The 17643-nt window shown below is 65.8% G+C and carries 13 protein-coding genes; 12 read left to right on the top strand and 1 reads right to left on the bottom strand.

The window, feature by feature from the left end; translation table 11 throughout:
• The first annotated feature begins 7 nt into the window (after window positions 1-7).
• Window positions 8-5308, top strand: coding sequence for a trifunctional serine/threonine-protein kinase/ATP-binding protein/sensor histidine kinase (locus ACX9TP_RS28465; protein ID WP_482973777.1), 5301 nt, complete (start codon window positions 8-10; stop codon window positions 5306-5308).
• A gap of 62 nt (window positions 5309-5370) precedes the next feature.
• Here the strand turns inward: ACX9TP_RS28465 and ACX9TP_RS28460 are convergent, their stop codons facing one another.
• Window positions 5371-5892, bottom strand: a complete 522-nt coding sequence (locus tag ACX9TP_RS28460; protein ID WP_482973776.1) for a hypothetical protein — start codon at window positions 5890-5892, stop codon at window positions 5371-5373.
• A 128-nt stretch (window positions 5893-6020) separates the two neighbouring features.
• On the opposite strand from ACX9TP_RS28460, the gene ACX9TP_RS28455 reads away from it, so the two are divergent.
• From ACX9TP_RS28455 to ACX9TP_RS28405, 11 genes are all read left to right on the top strand, one after another.
• Window positions 6021-6446: a hypothetical protein gene (locus ACX9TP_RS28455; RefSeq protein ID WP_482973775.1), complete on the top strand. Its 426-nt coding sequence runs from the start codon at window positions 6021-6023 to the stop codon at window positions 6444-6446.
• A gap of 105 nt (window positions 6447-6551) precedes the next feature.
• Window positions 6552-7904 (top strand): SitA5 family polymorphic toxin, encoded by a 1353-nt coding sequence (gene sitA5 / locus ACX9TP_RS28450; protein WP_482973774.1) that lies wholly within the window; start codon window positions 6552-6554, stop codon window positions 7902-7904.
• Window positions 7901-8251 carry a DUF2019 domain-containing protein gene (locus ACX9TP_RS28445; RefSeq protein WP_482973773.1) on the top strand — a complete coding sequence of 117 codons (351 nt, stop codon included), beginning with the start codon at window positions 7901-7903 and terminating at the stop codon, window positions 8249-8251. The genes sitA5 and ACX9TP_RS28445 overlap by 4 nt, the downstream gene beginning before the upstream one ends.
• Window positions 8252-8319: 68 nt before the next feature.
• Window positions 8320-8673 (top strand): DUF2019 domain-containing protein, encoded by a 354-nt coding sequence (locus tag ACX9TP_RS28440; protein WP_482973772.1) that lies wholly within the window; start codon window positions 8320-8322, stop codon window positions 8671-8673.
• A 31-nt stretch (window positions 8674-8704) separates the two neighbouring features.
• Window positions 8705-9058 (top strand): DUF2019 domain-containing protein, encoded by a 354-nt coding sequence (locus ACX9TP_RS28435; protein WP_482973771.1) that lies wholly within the window; start codon window positions 8705-8707, stop codon window positions 9056-9058.
• A 78-nt stretch (window positions 9059-9136) separates the two neighbouring features.
• The gene (locus ACX9TP_RS28430) at window positions 9137-9508 is read left to right on the top strand and encodes a DUF2019 domain-containing protein (RefSeq protein WP_482973770.1); all 372 of its coding nucleotides are present in this window, start codon (window positions 9137-9139) and stop codon (window positions 9506-9508) included.
• A 183-nt stretch (window positions 9509-9691) separates the two neighbouring features.
• Window positions 9692-10042 carry a DUF2019 domain-containing protein gene (locus ACX9TP_RS28425; protein ID WP_482973769.1) on the top strand — a complete coding sequence of 117 codons (351 nt, stop codon included), beginning with the start codon at window positions 9692-9694 and terminating at the stop codon, window positions 10040-10042.
• Window positions 10043-10373: 331 nt separating this feature from the next.
• The gene (locus tag ACX9TP_RS28420; protein WP_482973768.1) at window positions 10374-12116 is read left to right on the top strand and encodes a type I restriction-modification system subunit M; all 1743 of its coding nucleotides are present in this window, start codon (window positions 10374-10376) and stop codon (window positions 12114-12116) included.
• The gene (locus ACX9TP_RS28415; protein ID WP_482973767.1) at window positions 12113-13435 is read left to right on the top strand and encodes a restriction endonuclease subunit S; all 1323 of its coding nucleotides are present in this window, start codon (window positions 12113-12115) and stop codon (window positions 13433-13435) included. Before ACX9TP_RS28420 ends, ACX9TP_RS28415 begins: the two co-directional genes overlap by 4 nt.
• Window positions 13432-16569 carry a type I restriction endonuclease subunit R gene (locus ACX9TP_RS28410; protein ID WP_482973766.1) on the top strand — a complete coding sequence of 1046 codons (3138 nt, stop codon included), beginning with the start codon at window positions 13432-13434 and terminating at the stop codon, window positions 16567-16569. The genes ACX9TP_RS28415 and ACX9TP_RS28410 overlap by 4 nt, the downstream gene beginning before the upstream one ends.
• A 238-nt stretch (window positions 16570-16807) precedes the next feature.
• Window positions 16808-17605, top strand: coding sequence for a DUF5953 family protein (locus tag ACX9TP_RS28405; protein WP_482973765.1), 798 nt, complete (start codon window positions 16808-16810; stop codon window positions 17603-17605).
• Window positions 17606-17643 lie beyond the last annotated feature (38 nt).

Raw genomic sequence — 17643 nt, 5'->3', positions numbered from 1 at the left:
GACCGCAATGCATGTCATCCCGGGTTTCACGGTGGCGGAGGTGCTGGCCGAGGACAGCGGCACGGTGCTCGTGCGCGCGCGGAGGAGCGACGGACAGTCGGTGCTCCTGCGCCACTTCACCAGGGAGTACCCCAGTCCCGAGGAGCTCGCCCGGCTCGGCTACGGCAATGAGCTGACGAGCGGGCTCCAGCTCCCGGGTGTCGTCAAGTCGCTGGGGCTGACCCGGGAGGGTGGCCGCTACGTGCTCGTGCTGGAGGACTCTGGCGGCTCACCGCTCAGCAGCCTCCTCGCCGAGGGGCCGATGGAGCCCCTGGAGGCGATTGGCATCGTCACCCAAATCTCACGGACGCTCGGAGAGCTGCACCGCACCCGCGTCATCCACAAGAGCGTCCAGCCCGCACACATCCTGTACAACCGGCGGACGGGAGAAGCGAAGCTCACCCACTTCGACTTCGCCTCCCGGCTGGACCGCGAAACGCAGGTCCTGCGGAGCATCCACCGCCTCGAAGGCCACCTGGCCTACATCTCGCCCGAGCAGACGGGGCGGATGAACCGCGCGGTCGACTACCGCTCGGACCTCTACTCCCTGGGCGTCACCCTCTACCAGTTGCTGACGGGGCGGCCTCCCTTCGAGGCCACCGACCCCGTGTCGCTCGTGCACGGGCACATCGCCGTCGAGCCCACGCCGCCGCACGTGCTCCGCCCGCAGGTGCCCCCCGCGCTGTCGGACATCGTCCTCAAGCTCCTGGCCAAGCGCGCGGAGGACCGGTACCAGAGCGCCTATGGGCTGACGGAGGACCTGAAGGAGTGCGCGGACCGGCTGCGGGTGGAGGACTCCCTCGACGGCTTCGTGCCCGGCCGGCACGACGTCTCGGCGACGTTCCGCATCCCCGAGAAGCTCTACGGCCGCGACGCCGAGAAGGCGGTGCTCATCGGGGCCTTCGAGCGCGCCAGCCACGGTGCCGCCACCATCGTGCTGGTGAGCGGCTACTCCGGCGTCGGCAAGTCGGCGCTGGTCAGCGAAATCCACAAGCCCATCGTCGCGCGCCGCGGCTACTACAGCTCCGGCAAGTTCGACAAACACCGCAACGAGCCCTACGGCGCGTTCATCCAGGCCTTCCGGGAGCTCATCCGGCAGATTCTCGGGGAGGACGCGCGCACGGTCGACCGGTGGAGGGAGCGCATCCGCGAGGCGCTCGGGCCCAACGGGCGCGTGGTGACGGACGTCGTTCCCGAAGTCGCCCTCATTGTGGGGCCGCAGCCTCCCGTGCCGGACCTGGGGCCATCCGAGGCGGAGAACCGCTTCAACATCGTCTTCCAGCAGTTCGTCCGCGTCTTCGCCCGCGAGGAGCACCCGCTGGCGCTCTTCCTGGATGACCTGCAGTGGGCCGACTCGGCGTCACTCAGTCTGCTGTCCCGGCTGCTGCACGACACGGGCAGCCGCAACCTGTTCTTCATCGGCGCCTACCGCGACAACGAGGTCTTCGAGTCCCACCCGCTGATGGTGGTGCTCGACGGGCTGCGCAAGAGCGGAAGCGTGGGAGGGGAAATCGCGCTCAAGCCGCTCGGGCTGGAGCACGTGCGGCAGCTCATCGTCGACACGCTCGGGGGCGAGGGCGAGTCGCAGGTGGACGAGCTCGCGGCGTTGGTCTTCAACAAGACGGAGGGCAACCCGTTCTTCGTGAACCAGTTCCTCACCTCGCTCCACGCGCGCGAGCTGGTGACCTTCGAGTCGGAGGCGGGGCGCTGGCGCTGGAGCCTGGAGCGCATCCGCGAGGAGGGCATCACCGACAACGTCGCGGTGCTGATGGCCGAGAAGATTCGCGCGCTGGCCGAGCCCTCGCAGCGGGTGGTGGAGCTGGCCGCCTGCATCGGCAGCACCTTCGCGCTGGACACGCTCGCCACGGTGAGCCGGCTGTCGGCGCAGGTGGTGGCCGCGGCGCTGTGGCCGGCGCTGGAGGAAGGGCTCCTGGTGCCCATCGGTGACGCGTACAAGTACGTGGCTCCGCTGCGCGACGACGCGCACGGCCCCGCTACCGGACGCGCGGCCGTCTACTCGTTCCTGCACGACCGGGTGCAGGAAGCGGCGTACTCGCTCATCGACCCCGCGGCGAGGAAGGCCGTGCACCTGCGCGTCGGGCGGCTCCTGATGGAGGACACCCCGAAGGAGGAGCTCGACAAGCGCGTCTTCGAAATCGTGGACCACCTGCTGGTGGCCGCGGAGCTGCTCGAGACGCGCGAGGAGCGACTCCAGGTGGCGCAACTCGGCCTGCTCGCGGGGACGCGCGCCCGGGCCTCGGCGGCGTATGCCTCCGGGCTCCGGTACCTGGAGGCCGGCATCGGGCTGCTGCCGGGGGATGGCTGGGAGCGGGAGCGCGAGCTCGTGCACTCCCTCCACCGCCAGCGGGCGGAGTGCTTCTACCTGCTGGGCCAGTTCGACGCCGCCGAGGCGGACTTCGAGCGCCTCCTGGCCCATGCGCGCTCCCAGCTCCAGAAGAGCGAGCTCCACAGCCTGCGGGCGGCGCTGCTCATCAGCCGGGGGGCCTTCGCCGCCGCGGCCCAGGCCGGGCGCGAGGCGTTGCTCGCCGCCGGCATCGAGATTCCCACCTCGGGCTACGAGGCGGCCTTCGCCGCGGAGCTGGGGGTGGTGGGCGGACTGCTCCAGACGAAGCTCGCGGGCCGTCCCGTGAGCAGCCTGCAGGACTTCGAGGAGGCGAAGGACCCGGAGCACCGGGCACGCATCCTGCTCGTGTCGCGGGCCACCATGTTCGCGGGAGACAACCTCGCGTTGTATGGCCTGCTCGCGGCCATCGTCGTCCGGCTCTCCCTGGAGCACGGCAACGCGGCCGGCTCCTCCATCGGCTACGCCACCTACGGGATGCTGCACGGAGGGATGACCGGCGACCAGGCGACGGCGTACGAGCTGGGCCGCGTGGGCCTCGTCCTGGCGGAGCGGTTCGACGAAGCGAGCACGCGCGCGACGGTGTCGAACTTCTTCGGCGGCTACATCAACCCCTGGCGCAAGCACCTGCGCGAGGGCAAGCCGCACCTGGAGCGGGCCTACACCGGCGGCATGGAGTCGGGAGCCATCCTCTACGCGGGCCTGGCGATGCTGCATGCCACCGACCAGGGCTTCCTCGGGGGGGCGGAGCTGCACGGGCTCCGAGAACGCGCGAACCGGTTCGCCGACCTCCAGCAGCGGCTCAATCAGAAGGACATCAGCACCACCTTCCGGTGCTTCGAGCGCGCCTTCGCCCTGCTGTCGAGCGGCGTCGCGCCGGACGACCAGGAGCTGGATGCCGCCGCGCTGGAGAAGAAGCTCGCCCACTATCCGATGAATGTGGCGACGCTCCTGCTCCTCGAGGTGCAGGCTGCCTACGTCCTCGGAGACCCCGCGCAGGCGCTCGCGCTGGGCGCCAGGACGGAGCCGTTCGTCCCGATGCTCGTGTGCAACATGCGGCAGACGGATTTCAGCTTCATCCTCCCGCTCGCGGCGGCGGCCCTGTGGGCGTCCGCCACCCCCGAGGAGCAGGCGCGCTACCGGGGCCTCATCGACGCGCAGCTCAAGCGCCTGGAGCAATGGGCGGCGAGCTGTCCGGAGAACTTCGAGCACCGCTGGCTGCTGGTGCGCGCGGAGGACGCCCGCATCTGTGGCCGGGAGCAGGAGGCGATGGAGCTGTATGACCAGGCCATCGAGTCCGCGACGCGCCATGACTTCACGAACATCCAGGCCATGGGCAACGAGCTGGCGGCGCGCTTCTACCTCGCGCGGGGCCGGCGCAAGCTCGCCCGCGCCTACCTGCTCGACGCGCGCTACGCCTACGTGCGCTGGGGCGCGGACGCGAAGGTCGCGAAGCTCGACGCGGAGTTCAAGGAGCTGCTGCCGCGGGATGGGACGGAGTTCCCCTCCGCGGGAGGCCCCACCAGCGCGTCGCTGGACCTGATGGCCATCATGAATGCCTCGCAGGCCATCTCCGGCGAGCTGGTGCTCGACGAGCTGGTGCGCACCCTGATGCGCATCCTCATCGAGAGCGCCGGAGCGCAGCGCGGCTTCCTCATCCTGTTCGGGGACTCGCCCCTCCTGGTCGAAGCGCCGAGCAGCGGGGGACAGGTGCACATCCACACCACGCCGGTGGACGACCGTGACGACCTCTCCACCGCGGTGGTCCGCTACGTCGAGCGCACCGCCGCGCGGGTGGTTCTGGGCAACGCGGCGGAGGCGGTGCAGTTCCAGGCGGACCCGTACATCATGCACGCGCGGCCCGTGTCCGTGCTGGGCATGCCCATCCTCCGGCAGAAGAAGCTCGTGGGCGTCCTCTACCTGGAGAACAATCTGGCGGCGGAGGCCTTCACCCCGGAGCGGTGCCGGGTGCTGGAGCTGCTCTCCGCGCAGGCCGCCATCTCCATCGAGAACGCGCGTCTCTACGACACGCTCGACAACCGCGTGAAGGAGCGGACGCGGGAGCTGCGCGAGCGCAACGACGAGATGGTGCAGACGCTCAAGCGCCTCAAGGAGACGCAGCGCCAGCTCGTCACCCAGGAGAAGCTCGCGTCCCTGGGCGCGCTCACCGCGGGCATCGCGCACGAGCTCAAGAACCCGCTCAACTTCATCAACAACTTCGCGAAGCTGTCCGTGTCGGCGGCCATCGACCTCGAGGAGGAGCTCCAGGAAGCCGCGGTGACAACTGGCCGCCCGGTCCAGGAGCTGCTCACCACCCTCAAGCAGAACGCGGCCAAGATTCACGAGCACGGCCGGCGGGCCGACAAGATCATCAACGGGATGTTGTTGCACTCCCGCAGCGGCAGCAGCACGCAGACGGAGACGGACCTCAACGCCCTGCTGGCCGAGAGCGTCAACCTCGCGTACCACGCGGTGCGCGGCAAGGAGCCGGAGTTCCACCTGGAGCTCGAGACGGCCTACGACTCGACAGTCGGGCTGGTGCGCCTGTCCGCGTCGGACGTGAGCCGGGTCTTCCTGAACGTCATCGACAACGCGTGCTACGCCACGCGCGAGAAGCTGCGCCGCGGGGTGCCGGGCTTCGTGCCCAGGCTGAACATCCGCACGAAGAACCTGGGGCACTCCGTGGAGGTGCGCATCCAGGACAACGGCTTGGGCATTCCGCCGGACGTCGTCGGTCGCATCTTCGACCCGTTCTTCACGACCAAGCCCGCGGGCGACGGCACCGGCCTGGGGTTGTCCATCTGCTACGACATCATCCAGTCACACCTGGGTGAAATCGGCGTGGAGACGGTTCCCGGCGCGTCCACCGCGTTCGTCATCACCTTTCCCCGAAGGCAGGGAGTGTAGACGGCCCTCCACCCCTGAAGACCGCGGGAGGAGCGGAGGGCGCGGCTGGCGACGCAAAGTCCCTACCACTTCTCCACGGACGTGACGGTGAGCGGGTACATGGGGCCGACGAAGTTGCCGTCCGACGTGCACGGGCGCTGGGCGACGTCCGAGAGGTTCGCGGCGTAGTAGCCGAAGGTGGAGCCGTTGCCCTTCTCGTAGAACGTGTTGCCGTTGGGGAGGACCACCTTCCAGACGTAGTCGAAGTGCTCGTACCACTTCGGCGAAGTCCGGTTGGAGATGATGCTCCTCACCGTGATGCTCCACGTCCAGGGCGCCGACGCGGAGACGGGGAGCGTCTGCGTGTTGTCCCAGTCGAACGGGACGAAGCTGTCGAGTCCGCCCCAGCCGTGGATGAGATACACGGAGGTGCCCCAGGGAAGGGTGTAGTTCTGGTAGGCCAGATTCAGCTCCGCCTCGTAGGAGCTGGCGTAGACACAGGCGTGGAGCACCACGCGCCCCTGCACCCACTGGTCCGACGCCATTGCCGACGAGGACACGAAGAAGAGGAGAAGCGCGAGCCCGTTTCGAGAGAACACCGTCATGGGAAGACTCCGGGGAGAGAGAAATGCGACCGTTACTTCTACCACGAAGTCGCAATAACTCTGCTTGGCGAAGCTCGCGCGGAATGCTTGTTTCAGGTCTTCCCCCTCTCCTGGAAAGGACCTCATCCATGCGGAACTTCCTCGCAGTGACTGTCTCGGTGTTCTCGCTCACGCTGATGGGAACGGTGGCCTGTGGCGGCACGACTCCCGAGCAGGCGCCGGAGACCACGGAGCAGAAGCAGGGTCTCAACGCGACGGGCAGCGGCTGCAGCGCGGATTCGGAGTGTGCGTCCGGGCTGTGCTGGACCGAGTCGGACTCGTATCCCCTCTACAACCCGTATTGGATTCGCGCCGATAGCTGCACGGAGGAGTGTGGCGGGGAGACGGACCATGCCTCCTGCCAGGCTCTCGCCGCGGACCTGAACGCTCCGTATCCCAACTCGGCGCGCTGCATCCCGGCGCGGGGCGTCTACGACAACTACCCCTACGACGACATCTTCTACGTGTGTGACCTCATCCCCGCCGGCCTGGGCCAGGTCCACTGGGTGGAGTAGTCCGTTTCATGCCCCCGGCGGTGCTTCACGCCCGCCGGGGTGCCGTGCTCGCGGGTGCGACGGGCGTGCGTAGGATTCGCCGGGAGTGTGGGACTGGAGCTTTGAATGCGGCTGCCATGGCTGGTGCCTTGCCTGGTGTGGGCGCTGGTGGGGTGCAGCGGAGCCACCAGGGGCGTTCGGCTCGATACGGGCCGTGGCTCGCCCGTCGTCCATGTTCCCCGCGCGGAAGGGGGCACCGAGCCGATAGCGCTCGATGAGGACGAAGTGAAGGAGGCCGTGGCACGGTGGGCTCGGAGCCTTCGGCCGTCACAGCGCCCCCAGGAGGCCGCCCAGCGCCTGTTCGAGGTGGACTCACGGAGTGGCGCGTATCTCTTCGACGTGGGGAGCCGGCGGCTCACCCCATTGGGGCCTGGAGAGGCGCTTGCCGTCGAGCTTCCCCGGTCCGAGGTCGAGCTGACGCGCGCCTACCTGCGCTGGTGTGAGCGGACCGGGCGCAGGGGTGACTGCCTGGGGCTGCTGAGCGAGGGCCCCGTCGTCATCGGGGACGCACGCTTCACGCTCGCCCTGGCGCTGGCGAAGGGAGCGGTGCTGGATGAGCTGTGGGAGGCCGTGAAGGACATGGCCAACCCGGAAGCCCTGGTGCAGGCGGCTCTGTGGACAGCGGGCACCTATGCGCTGCTTTGGACCGTACCCGAGCCGGCAACCAAGGGCGTGGCGGCGGTTTTGACGGCGGCACTCATTGCCTATGTGGGGGTGGACACCTTCTGGGGGCTCATCCAGGGCTTCCGTCAGTTGATGGAGGAGGCCGACCGAGCCGTCACCTTCGATGATTTGCGCGACGCGGGAGAGCGCTTCGGGAAGGTGATGGGCAGGAACGCGGCGCGCGCGTTCGTGATGCTGGCGACGGCGGCCATCGGAAGCACGGGGGCGACGCTGGGCGCGAAGCTGCCGGGGCTTCCCGGGGCGGCTCAGGCCGCGGTGAGGGCCGAGGCACAGGCGGGGGTGGCGTACGCCGCGGTGGCCCAGGTCGAGACGGTTGCCGTGGCTGCGGACGGGTTTGTCATCGGCCTCGCGCCGGGCGCTGTGGCCATGTCATCCAGTGGCACGCGTGGAGGCGGAGGCGCATCGGCGGGATACCGGGAGTGGCAGACGCACGGCGGCCTCTACAAGGGCAGGGGCAGTGCGGGCAAGGGCAAGCAATGGCACCACATTGTCGAGCAGACGGAGGGCAACGTTCGCCGGTTTGGACCCGAGGCCATTCACAATACAGAGAACGTCATTGCCCTGGATAAGGCACTCCACGAGGTTGTCAGCGCGTTCTACTCACGGAAGTTCCCGCTCCTCACCCGCTCACCCAACCTTACCATACGAGAGTGGCTGGGTACGCAATCCTATGCGGCGCAACGGGATTTCGGCTTGCTCGCCATTGAAAACATCAGAAAAGGCGTCTGGCGATGACATTGGAAGAACTTGTCAGAGAATTCGCCGAGAATGTCGCGGCGCAGACAGAGGCGATCTTCCAGGTGGGGGCAGATCCCGAAGACACGCACGGAGACCGATACATCGCAGCGTTCCAGGAACTTCGCGCTCGCGGCGACAAAGGTAGAGAAGCGCTATGCGTTCTTCTCAAGCATCCAAAGGTGGATGTGCGGACAACAGCCGCTGCGTTCTTGCTCCGATATCGCACTGCTGAAGCCAAGGCCGTTTTGGAGGAAGCCGCAAAGGGAGAAGGACTCATCGCCTTTGGAGCCCAACAGACGCTGAGGGGGTGGGAGGAGGGGACCTGGGCCCTCGATCCGGAGTAACAGCCAGATCAGACTCAGCGCGATCTCGGACTTCAGGCTATTGAGAACATCAGGAACGGGATGTGGCAATGACGCTCGACCAACTTGTGGAGGAGTTCGCAACGAACGTGACTGCACAGACCGAGGCCATCTTCCGTGGGGATGCCAGGGTCGGTAACAAGCACGTTGATCGATACATTGCCGCATTCGAGAGGCTGCGCGCCCACGGCGATGAAGGACGAGAAGCGCTCGCTGTTCTTTTGAAACACCCCAGCGTGGATGTGAGAACGACGGCTGCCGCATACTTGCTTCGCTACCGGACCGCAGAAGCCAGGGCCGTGCTGGAGGAGGCCGCGCGGGGAAAAGGGATGGTTGCTTTCGAGTGTCAATATACACTCAAAGGGTGGGACGAGGGCACCTGGGCCCTCGACCCGGATTCTTAGAAAATCTCCTCCATGGCAAGGGCGTCTGGCGATGACACTGGAAGAGCTTGTCAGAGAATTCGCCGAGAATGTCGCGGCGCAGACAGAGGCGATTTTCCAGGTGGGGGTAGATCCCGAAGACACGCACGGAGACCGATACATCGCAGCGTTCCAGGAACTTCGCGCTCGCGGCGACAAAGGAAGAGAAGCGCTATGCGTTCTTCTCAAGCATCCCAATGTGGATGTGCGGACAACAGCCGCTGCGTTCTTGCTCCGATATCGCACTGCTGAAGCCAAGGCCGTTTTGGAGGAAGTCGCAAAGGGAGAAGGACTCATCGCCTTTGAAGCCCAACAGACGCTGAGGGGGTGGGAGGAGGGGACCTGGGCCCTCGATCCGGATTCGTAGCAGTTCCACTCCCAGCTGGAACTTCGGAGGGCAGGGGGATTCAGGGCTGCGGGTTCTCAGTCAGTTTGGTGCCAACTCATGAAGGTAGATGATTGGAAGACGCTCACCACGGATGCCCTGGTTGGCAGGTACAGGGAAGCCTCCGCGAATCATGGGCGCTTGCTGGATGCGCGCAAGACACTGGCTGCAAACAAAGAGTACGACCGAGCTACCGCCATCGAGGCTGAGTTGAGAACACGTGGTGCCGAGGCCAGCGAAGGCATCACGAAACTGCTTGACGACCCAGAACCAGGAACGCGGTTCTGGGCCGCCTCGGCCGCTCTGAAGTTCGCCCCCGAGGAGGGAGCGCGTGTGCTTGCCGAACTGGCAACGCCTCCCCTGAGCATGGTCGGGCTCAGTGCAGCGATGACGCTTGAGGAGTGGAGAAATGGGACATACAAGCCAGAGTGATGATCGTGGTGTCCTTGGAATAGACCCGTTTCCCTTCAACCCCACGACGCGTCCGGAGAAGGGGCGCAGTTCGCGAACCGAACTCACCCGATCGTCAGGGCGAACTCACGAACGCCATCATGGGTGCGCTGGACGCGCAGTTGACCCGCTGACCGTTGAAGATGTCCGAAAAGGTATCTGGCGATGCGTCTGGAGGAACTTGTAAAGCAGTTTGCGGAAAACGTGGCCGCCCAGACCGACGCAGTCTGGCGAGGCGAGGCCCGAGCCGGAAACAGACACGCAAGAATGTATATCTCCGCTTTCGGCACACTCCGTGCGCATGGCGATGCGGGACGCGAGGCGTTGACAGCGTTATTCAATCACCCGCGTATGGATGTGCGCGTCATGGCTGCTGCCTACCTGCTTCGTTACGGGACGAAGGAAGCCAGAGCCGTCCTGGAGGAGGCGGCCAGGGGGGAGGGATTCGTCCCCTTCAAGGCGGGGCAGGCGCTGAAGCGCTGGGCGGAGGGCACCTGGGCCCTCGACCCGGAGTAACCGCCTCGGGCGGCGATGAAGCTTGAGGGAGGTGACGGGTGACTGGCGTGGCTCAAGGGACGGAGCGCCCGCCGATGGCTGGGAAGCGCGCGTAGGCCCGCAGGAGCGCGTAGGGGACAGGCGCTGAACGGCTCGGAGGAGGGCATCGCCGCTGTGCGCGACGATTCTGGATGTCCGGCAGGACGGACACTGGCAGTGCGCGCGACGCAACGATGGACACCCCCCCACCGAACGCTGCGCTAGTATGCCCGGGTAGCACCCGGGCGGCGGCGCGGCACTCCATGCTTCGCCCCCTCACGGTGCGCCTCGAGGGCTCCCAGCAAACGTAACCATGAGTGAACCCAACCTCTCCAGCTTCATCTGGTCCGTCGCGGACCTGCTGCGCGGCGACTACAAGCAGTCTGAATACGGCAAGGTCATCCTCCCGTTCACGGTGCTGCGCCGCCTCGACTGCGTGCTCGAAGCGACGAAGCCCGCCGTCCTCGCGGAGAAGAAACTGCGCGAGAGGGCGGGGCTCAACCCCGAGCCCTTCCTGCTCAAGAAGTCCGGCCAGCACTTCTTCAACACGTCGCCGCTCGACCTGAAGCAGATCATGGGCGACCAGGACAACATCGGAGAGAACCTCCGCACCTACGTGGAGGACTTCTCCCCCGCGGTGCGCGACATCTTCGAGCGCTTCGAGTTCCACACGCAGGTCGACAGGCTCGAGAAGGCCGGGCTGCTGTACCTGGTCACCGAGAAGTTCGCGAACATCGACCTGCACCCCAAGGTCGTGAGCAACGCGCAGATGGGGCTCGTCTTCGAGGAGCTCATCCGCAAGTTCGCTGAACTCTCGAACGAGACCGCCGGAGAGCACTTCACGCCCCGCGAAGTCATCCGGCTCATGGTCAACCTCATCTTCATCGAGGACGACGACGCGCTCGCGAAGCCCGGCGTCGTGCGCTCCCTCTACGACCCGACGGCCGGCACCGGCGGCATGTTGAGCGTGGCCGATGAGCACCTGCATGGACTGAACCCCAAGGCCCGCCTCGTTATGTACGGACAGGAGCTGAACCCCGAGTCCTACGCCATCTGCAAGGCGGATATGCTCATCAAGGGGCAGGACATCGCCAACATCATCTTCGGCAACACGCTCTCGGCGGACGGGCTGCACGGCAAGCACTTCGACTACATGCTCTCCAACCCGCCGTTCGGCGTGGAGTGGAAGAAGATCGAGAAGGAGGTCCGCAAGGAGGCTGAGCAACTCGGCTTCAACGGACGTTTCGGTCCCGGCCTGCCGCGCGTGAGTGATGGCTCGTTGCTCTTCCTGATGCACCTGGTCTCGAAGATGCGCCCATTGAAGGACGGTGGGAGCCGCTTCGGCATCGTCCTCAATGGCTCGCCGCTCTTCACCGGCGGGGCGGGCTCGGGCGAGAGTGAAATTCGCCGCTACATGCTGGAGAACGATCTGGTGGAGGCCATCATCGGCCTGCCCACGGACATGTTCTACAACACGGGCATCAGCACCTATGTCTGGATTGTAAGCAACCGGAAGCCCGGGCACCGCAAGGGCATGGTGCAGCTCATTGATGCGAGCAGCTTCTTCCAGAAGATGCGGAAGAGCCTCGGCAGCAAGCGCAAGGAGTTGAGTCCCGCGCACATCGAAGACATCACAAAGATCTTCGGCACCTGCGAGGAGGTGACGCGGGAGGGTGTGCCCATCAGCCGCATCTTCAAGAATGAAGACTTCGGCTATCGCACCATCACGGTCGAGCGCCCGGAGCGTGACGACAAGGGCCGGCCGGTGCTGGGCACGAAGGGCAAGGGCAAGGGCAAGCCCGTGGCGGATGCGGACCTGCGCGACACGGAGAATGTCCCGCTCTCCGAGGACGTGGAGACGTACTTCCAACGTGAAGTGCTGCCCCATGCGCCGGACGCCTGGATCGACGACGAGAAGACGAAAGTGGGCTACGAGATTCCCTTTAGCCGGCACTTCTACGTCTTCAAGCCACCGCGGTCACTCACGGAGATCGACGCGGAGCTGAAGGGTGTCACCGACCGCATCCTCACGATGATTGGGGGGCTCTCGCAATGAGCTTTCCGCGCTACCCGAAGTACAAGGACAGCGGCGTGGAGTGGCTTGGCGAGGTGCCCGCGCACTGGGAAACAGTTCCCCTGAAGCGCCTCGCGGACTTCGTAAACGGTGACGCCTTCAAGCCCACCGATTGGGCAGAGTCTGGAACTCCAATTATTCGCATTCAGAACCTCAATGGAGGTGATGATTTCAACTTTTATGCTGGAGAGGTCGAGGACCGTTACATTGTGCGGCGAGGCGATCTTCTCTTCGGCTGGTCTGGCAATCGAGGTACTTCGTTCGGTCCGTTTCGTTGGGATCGCGACGGAGTCTTCGCTCTAAATCAGCACATATTCAGGGTGGTTGCGAAGAAGGTCGATCGTCTGGCTCTCTACTGGATCCTGCGTGCGGTCACGGCTCACGTGGAGGAGCAAGCTCACGGGATTATCGGAATGGTGCACATTACGAAGGGCGACCTTGGCGTGATCAAGGTTCCTATTCCGCCCAATTCCGAGCAAATGACCATCGCCGGATTCCTCGACCGCGAGACCGCCAAAATCGACGAGTTGGTGGCCGAGCAACAGCGACTGATCGATTTATTGAAGGAGAAACGCCAAGCCGTCATCTCCCACGCCGTCACTAAGGGAGTGAATCCCAACGTGCCCATGAAGCCCTCGGGTGTCGAGTGGCTGGGTGAGGTGCCGGCGCATTGGGAGGTAGTACCGCTCATGTGGCTGACCGATCCCGAGCGCCCAATCATGTACGGCATTGTGCTGCCAGGCCCGGACGTGGGGAGCGGCATTCCGATTCTGAAGGGTGGAAACGTCAAGCCGTCTCGGATGAACCTGGAGTCGATGGCCAGGACAACGGCGGAGATTGAGGCGCCCTACGCTCGGGCACGGCTCCGAGCCGGGGATCTTGTGTACTCGATTCGTGGGTCCATCGGGGACTGTGAGCCCGTCCCGGCCGCATTGGAAGGAGCCAACATTACGCAGGACGTTGCGCGAATTGCTATCTCAAGCGGCTTCCACGCAGGCTGGGCACGGTGGGCGCTGTTGGCGCCAGCAGTGCGGGAGGAACTTGCAAGTGGCAGCCTCGGTGCTGCGGTACGTGGCATAAACATCTTTGACTTGAAGCGTGCCCGTATTCCGACCCCCCCAATTGAAGAGCAAGTGGCTATCGCAACAGCCTTGGACACAGCCACGAGGAACTTCGACGAGCTTGTTGCGGCAGCGCAGCACGCCATTGATCTTCTCCAAGAGCGCCGGACCGCGCTCATCTCCGCCGCCGTGACCGGACAAGTCGATGTCCGAGGCGCGGCCCACAGGTCCGCCGCGTGAGCCTCCACAAGGAAATCAGCTTCGAGACCGAGATCTGCGAGCACCTCGCGGCCCACGGCTGGCTCTACGCCGAGGGCGACGCCGCTGCCTACGACTCCGCACGCGCGCTCTTCCTTCCAGACGTGCTGGCCTGGGTGCAGGCCACACAGCCCAAGGCATGGGAGACGCTGACGAAGAACCACGGCAGCAAGGCTCAGGAGACGCTGCTCAACCGTCTGCGGGACCAACTCGACCAGCGCGGCACGCTCGATGTCCTGCGCCACGGCATCGAGTTGCTGGGCCTCAAGCAGCCGCTCAAGCTGGCCGAGTTCAAGCCCGCGCTCGCCATCAACCCCGAGATCCTCGCGCGCTACGCGGCCAACCGGCTGCGCGTGGTGCGGCAGGTGCACTACTCCGTCAACACGAAGGAGAAGAGCTTCGACCTGGTGCTCTTCCTCAACGGAGTGCCGGTGGCGACCGTCGAGCTGAAGACCGACTTCACCCAGGACATCAAGGACGCCATCGACCAGTACCGCTTCGACCGCCTCCCGCACCCCAAGGGCCAGTCCCCCGAGCCGCTGCTCTCCTTCCCGAGCGGCGCGCTGGTCCACTTCGCGGTGAGCAACAGCGAAGTCCACATGGTCACCTGGCTCGAAGGCCCGGCCACTGAGTTCCTCCCCTTCAACCAGGGCAACGACGGCGGCGCCGGCAACCCGGTGAACCTCAACGGCCACCGCACCGCGTACCTGTGGGAGCAGGTCTGGGCGCGCGAGAGCTGGCTCGAAATCCTGGGGCGCTACCTCATCGCCCAGCGCGACAAGAAGAAGACCCTCACCCGCGTCATCTTTCCGCGCTACCACCAGCTCGACGTCACCCGGAAGCTCCAGGCCGCCGTGCTCGAGGACGGGCCCGGCACGAAGTACCTCGTCCAGCACTCGGCCGGCTCGGGGAAGACGAACTCCATCGCCTGGACGGCGCACTTCCTCGCCGAGCTGCACGACGCGCAGCACAAGAAGGTGTTCGACACCGTGCTGGTCGTCTCCGACCGCAACGTCATCGACACCCAGCTTCAAGAGGCCATCTTCGACTTCGAGCGCACCACCGGCGTGGTGGCGACCATCACCAACAAGGATGGCAGCAAGAGCGGCAAGCTCGCCGAGGCGCTCTCGGGCAAGAAGAAGATCGTCGTCTGCACCATCCAGACCTTCCCCTTCGCCCTCGAAGAAGTGCGCAAGCTGGCCGCGACGCAGGGCAAGCGCTTTGTGGTCATCGCCGACGAGGCCCACAGCTCGCAGTCCGGCGAGGCCGCGTCCAAGCTCAAGGCCGTCCTCTCCCCGGAGGAACTGGCCGCGCTCGCCGACGGCGGAGAGGTGAGCAGCGAGGACATCCTGGCGGCGCAGATGGCGTCACGCGCCGAGGACTCGCGCATCACCTTCGTCGCCTTCACCGCCACGCCGAAGGGCAAGACGATGGAGCTGTTCGGCACCCGGCCGGACCCGTCGCGCAAGCCCGCGGACGACAACATCCCCGTGCCGTTCCACGTCTACTCCATGCGCCAAGCCATCGAGGAGAAGTTCATCCTCGACGTGCTGAAGAACTACACGCCGTACAGCCTCGCCTTCAAGCTCGCGCACGAGGGCCGGCAGCTCGACGAGAAGGAGGTCGAGAGAGATGCCGCGCTGAAGAAGATCATGGGCTGGGTGAGGCTCCACCCCTACAACATCGCCCAGAAGGTGCAGGTCGTGGTGGAGCACTACCGCGAGTACGTCGCCCCGCTGCTTGACGGCAAGGCCAAGGCGATGGTCGTCGTGGCCAGCCGGCTCGAGGCCGTGCGCTGGCAGCTCGCCATGGAGAAGTACATCCAGGAGAAGGGCTACAAGCTGGGCACGCTGGTGGCGTTCTCCGGCGAGGTCATCGACACCGAGTCCGGCCCGGACCCCTTCACGGAGCACAGCAAGTCGCTGAACCCGCACCTGAAGGGGCGCGACATCCGCGAGGCGTTCAAGGGCGGCGAGTACCAGGTGCTGCTCGTCGCGAACAAGTTCCAGACGGGCTTCGACCAGCCGCTGCTCTGCGGCATGTACGTGGACAAGCGGCTGGCGGGCATCCAGGCGGTGCAGACGCTCTCGCGGCTCAACCGCGCGCACCCGGGCAAGGACACGACGTACGTCGTCGACTTCGTCAACGAGCCCGCCGAGGTTCTCGCGGCCTTCAAGACGTACTACACGACGGCGGAGCTGTCGGCCACGACCGACCCGAACCGGGTGTTCGACCTGCGCGCGAAGCTCGACGCAGCCGGCCACTACGACGACTTCGAGGTCGAGCGCGTGGTCGCCGCGGAGCTCGACCCCCAGTCGAGGCAGAGCGACCTCGTGAAGGCCATCGAGCCGGTGGTGGACCGGCTGACGAAGCGCTTCAAGGCCGCGCAGTCGGCGTACAAGGCGGCCAACGAGAAGTCCGACGACAAGGCCAGCAAGGACGCGAAGGCCGAGCTGGACGCCCTGGTCCTCTTCAAGTCGGACATGGGCGCGTACCTGCGCCTCTACACGTTCCTCTCCCAGATCTTCGACTACGGCAGCACCGCCATCGAGAAGCGCGCCATCTTCTACAAGCGCCTCCTGCCGCTCCTCGAATTCGGACGCGAGCGTGAGGCCATTGACCTCTCCAAGGTGAAGCTCACGCACCACACGCTGAAGGCGCGCGGCAAGGCGTCGATGCAGCTCGAAGCGGGTGAGAAGCCGTTGCTCTACCCCGTCACCGAGTCAGGTGGCGGCAGCGTGCAGGAGAAGGAGCGCGCCCGGCTCAATGAAATCATCGAGAAGGTGAACACCCTGTTCGAGGGCGAGCTCTCGGACCAGGACAAGCTCGTCTACGTGAATGACGTCCTGATGGGGAAGCTGCTGGAGTCCACCACGCTGGTCCAGCAGGCCGCGAACAACACGAAGGAGCAGTTCGCGAACTCGCCGGACCTTCAAGGTGAAATCATGAACGCCATCATGGGTGCCCTCGATGCGCACACGTTGATGAGCACCCAGGCGTTGAAGTCCGAAGCCATCCGCGCCGGCATCAAGGACATCCTGCTCAACCACGCACGGCTGTGGGAGGCCCTCCGCTCCAGGGGGAACGCGGGAGGCGCGGAGGGGGCGGAGCCGTAGACGGCGACCAGCAATCACCAAACTCCAATCCCTTCTGGAACTGCGGAGGGTGCGGAGCCCTGGCTGGCGCCATGCTCTCTACCACCGCTCTACGGACGTCACGGCGAGCGGGTACCATGCGTCCTGCCAGACTCTCGCCGAGGACCCAAGAGCGGTCCGCTTCAGCTCCCGGCGGTGCGTCACGCGCGCCGGGGTTCCTCGCACGAAGCCGCGTTGTTGCGCAGGGAGCCTACTTTCGATGGCGCAATCGTCTTCATGGACTGGTGCTGAGATGCCGGCCTCGCAAGAGAATGAACTGGGCATCACCGTCTTCGCGCCTGCTCTCGTGGGGGGCGATGTCCGCTCATTGGCCGTTGTTCATGGGATGGAGCGTGCGGTCCCCGGACTGCGATTGGGGTGGTTCATCTCCCCCGAGGGAAAACTCATCCCATTGCCGAGGCGCGATGCGTGGATTGCCCAGGGGCGGTCCGACGGGCCGGGATTTGGGCTCCTGTGCAACGACGACGAGAGCGCCCTCGTGACGATTTCTGGATGCGAGAGACCCGCAGGCGACTCTTCGGGGAGGCAGCCACAGTTCGAAATCCATGCAGCACTGCCGCTGGACGTCGCCAGCATCGCGGTGGCAGTGGATGTGCTGGAGGGGGTCGCGGAGGGCGCCCGTGCGTTCTGGGGGTATGCGACGCCGTCCAGCGCGGAGCTGGAGATCGCCCGTCAGACGAAGAACCAGGCGGCCAATCCACGGCCGCCACCCCGCGGGCTGCCGGCGCTCAAGCTCGCGTGGGACATCCGTTTGCCGGAGATTCCGCATCGGCTGGGCTGGCTGAACTACTGGTCGGCCGCTACCGCGAAGGCCATTGGTTTCCCGGACCCGGTGCGTGACGCGGAGCTGCTCTCGCGCTCACGGCGCACCGCGACGGGCGGGTGGGTGGTACCGCTGACGGAGGCGCCGCTCGACCTCGACAACCCCGCCCATCTGGATGCGCTCCTCCGGGCCTACGCGCGCTTCCCGGCCATCGGCGGGCGCTCCGCTTCTTGAGTCGCGCCCCTCTCATCGAGGGTTGCTGTGACGCACCG

It is taken from the genome of Pyxidicoccus sp. M15 (genome assembly GCF_056858435.1).
The sequence above is the reverse complement of the archived record's forward strand: the minus strand, read 5'-3'. Positions and strand labels throughout refer to the sequence as shown.

What these genes read in the sequence shown, in the direction of transcription:
- ACX9TP_RS28415 (WP_482973767.1), top strand. Translation starts at nt 12,113, where the DNA reads ATGAGCTTTCCGCGCTACCCGAAGTACAAGGACAGCGGCGTGGAGTGG.
- ACX9TP_RS28455 (WP_482973775.1), top strand. Translation starts at nt 6,021, where the DNA reads ATGCGGAACTTCCTCGCAGTGACTGTCTCGGTGTTCTCGCTCACGCTG.
- ACX9TP_RS28445 (WP_482973773.1), top strand. Translation starts at nt 7,901, where the DNA reads ATGACATTGGAAGAACTTGTCAGAGAATTCGCCGAGAATGTCGCGGCG.
- sitA5 (WP_482973774.1), top strand. Translation starts at nt 6,552, where the DNA reads ATGCGGCTGCCATGGCTGGTGCCTTGCCTGGTGTGGGCGCTGGTGGGG.
- ACX9TP_RS28460 (WP_482973776.1), bottom strand. Translation starts at nt 5,892, where the DNA reads ATGACGGTGTTCTCTCGAAACGGGCTCGCGCTTCTCCTCTTCTTCGTG.
- ACX9TP_RS28425 (WP_482973769.1), top strand. Translation starts at nt 9,692, where the DNA reads ATGCGTCTGGAGGAACTTGTAAAGCAGTTTGCGGAAAACGTGGCCGCC.
- ACX9TP_RS28420 (WP_482973768.1), top strand. Translation starts at nt 10,374, where the DNA reads ATGAGTGAACCCAACCTCTCCAGCTTCATCTGGTCCGTCGCGGACCTG.
- ACX9TP_RS28465 (WP_482973777.1), top strand. Translation starts at nt 8, where the DNA reads ATGCATGTCATCCCGGGTTTCACGGTGGCGGAGGTGCTGGCCGAGGAC.
- ACX9TP_RS28440 (WP_482973772.1), top strand. Translation starts at nt 8,320, where the DNA reads ATGACGCTCGACCAACTTGTGGAGGAGTTCGCAACGAACGTGACTGCA.
- ACX9TP_RS28430 (WP_482973770.1), top strand. Translation starts at nt 9,137, where the DNA reads ATGAAGGTAGATGATTGGAAGACGCTCACCACGGATGCCCTGGTTGGC.
- ACX9TP_RS28435 (WP_482973771.1), top strand. Translation starts at nt 8,705, where the DNA reads ATGACACTGGAAGAGCTTGTCAGAGAATTCGCCGAGAATGTCGCGGCG.
- ACX9TP_RS28405 (WP_482973765.1), top strand. Translation starts at nt 16,808, where the DNA reads ATGGCGCAATCGTCTTCATGGACTGGTGCTGAGATGCCGGCCTCGCAA.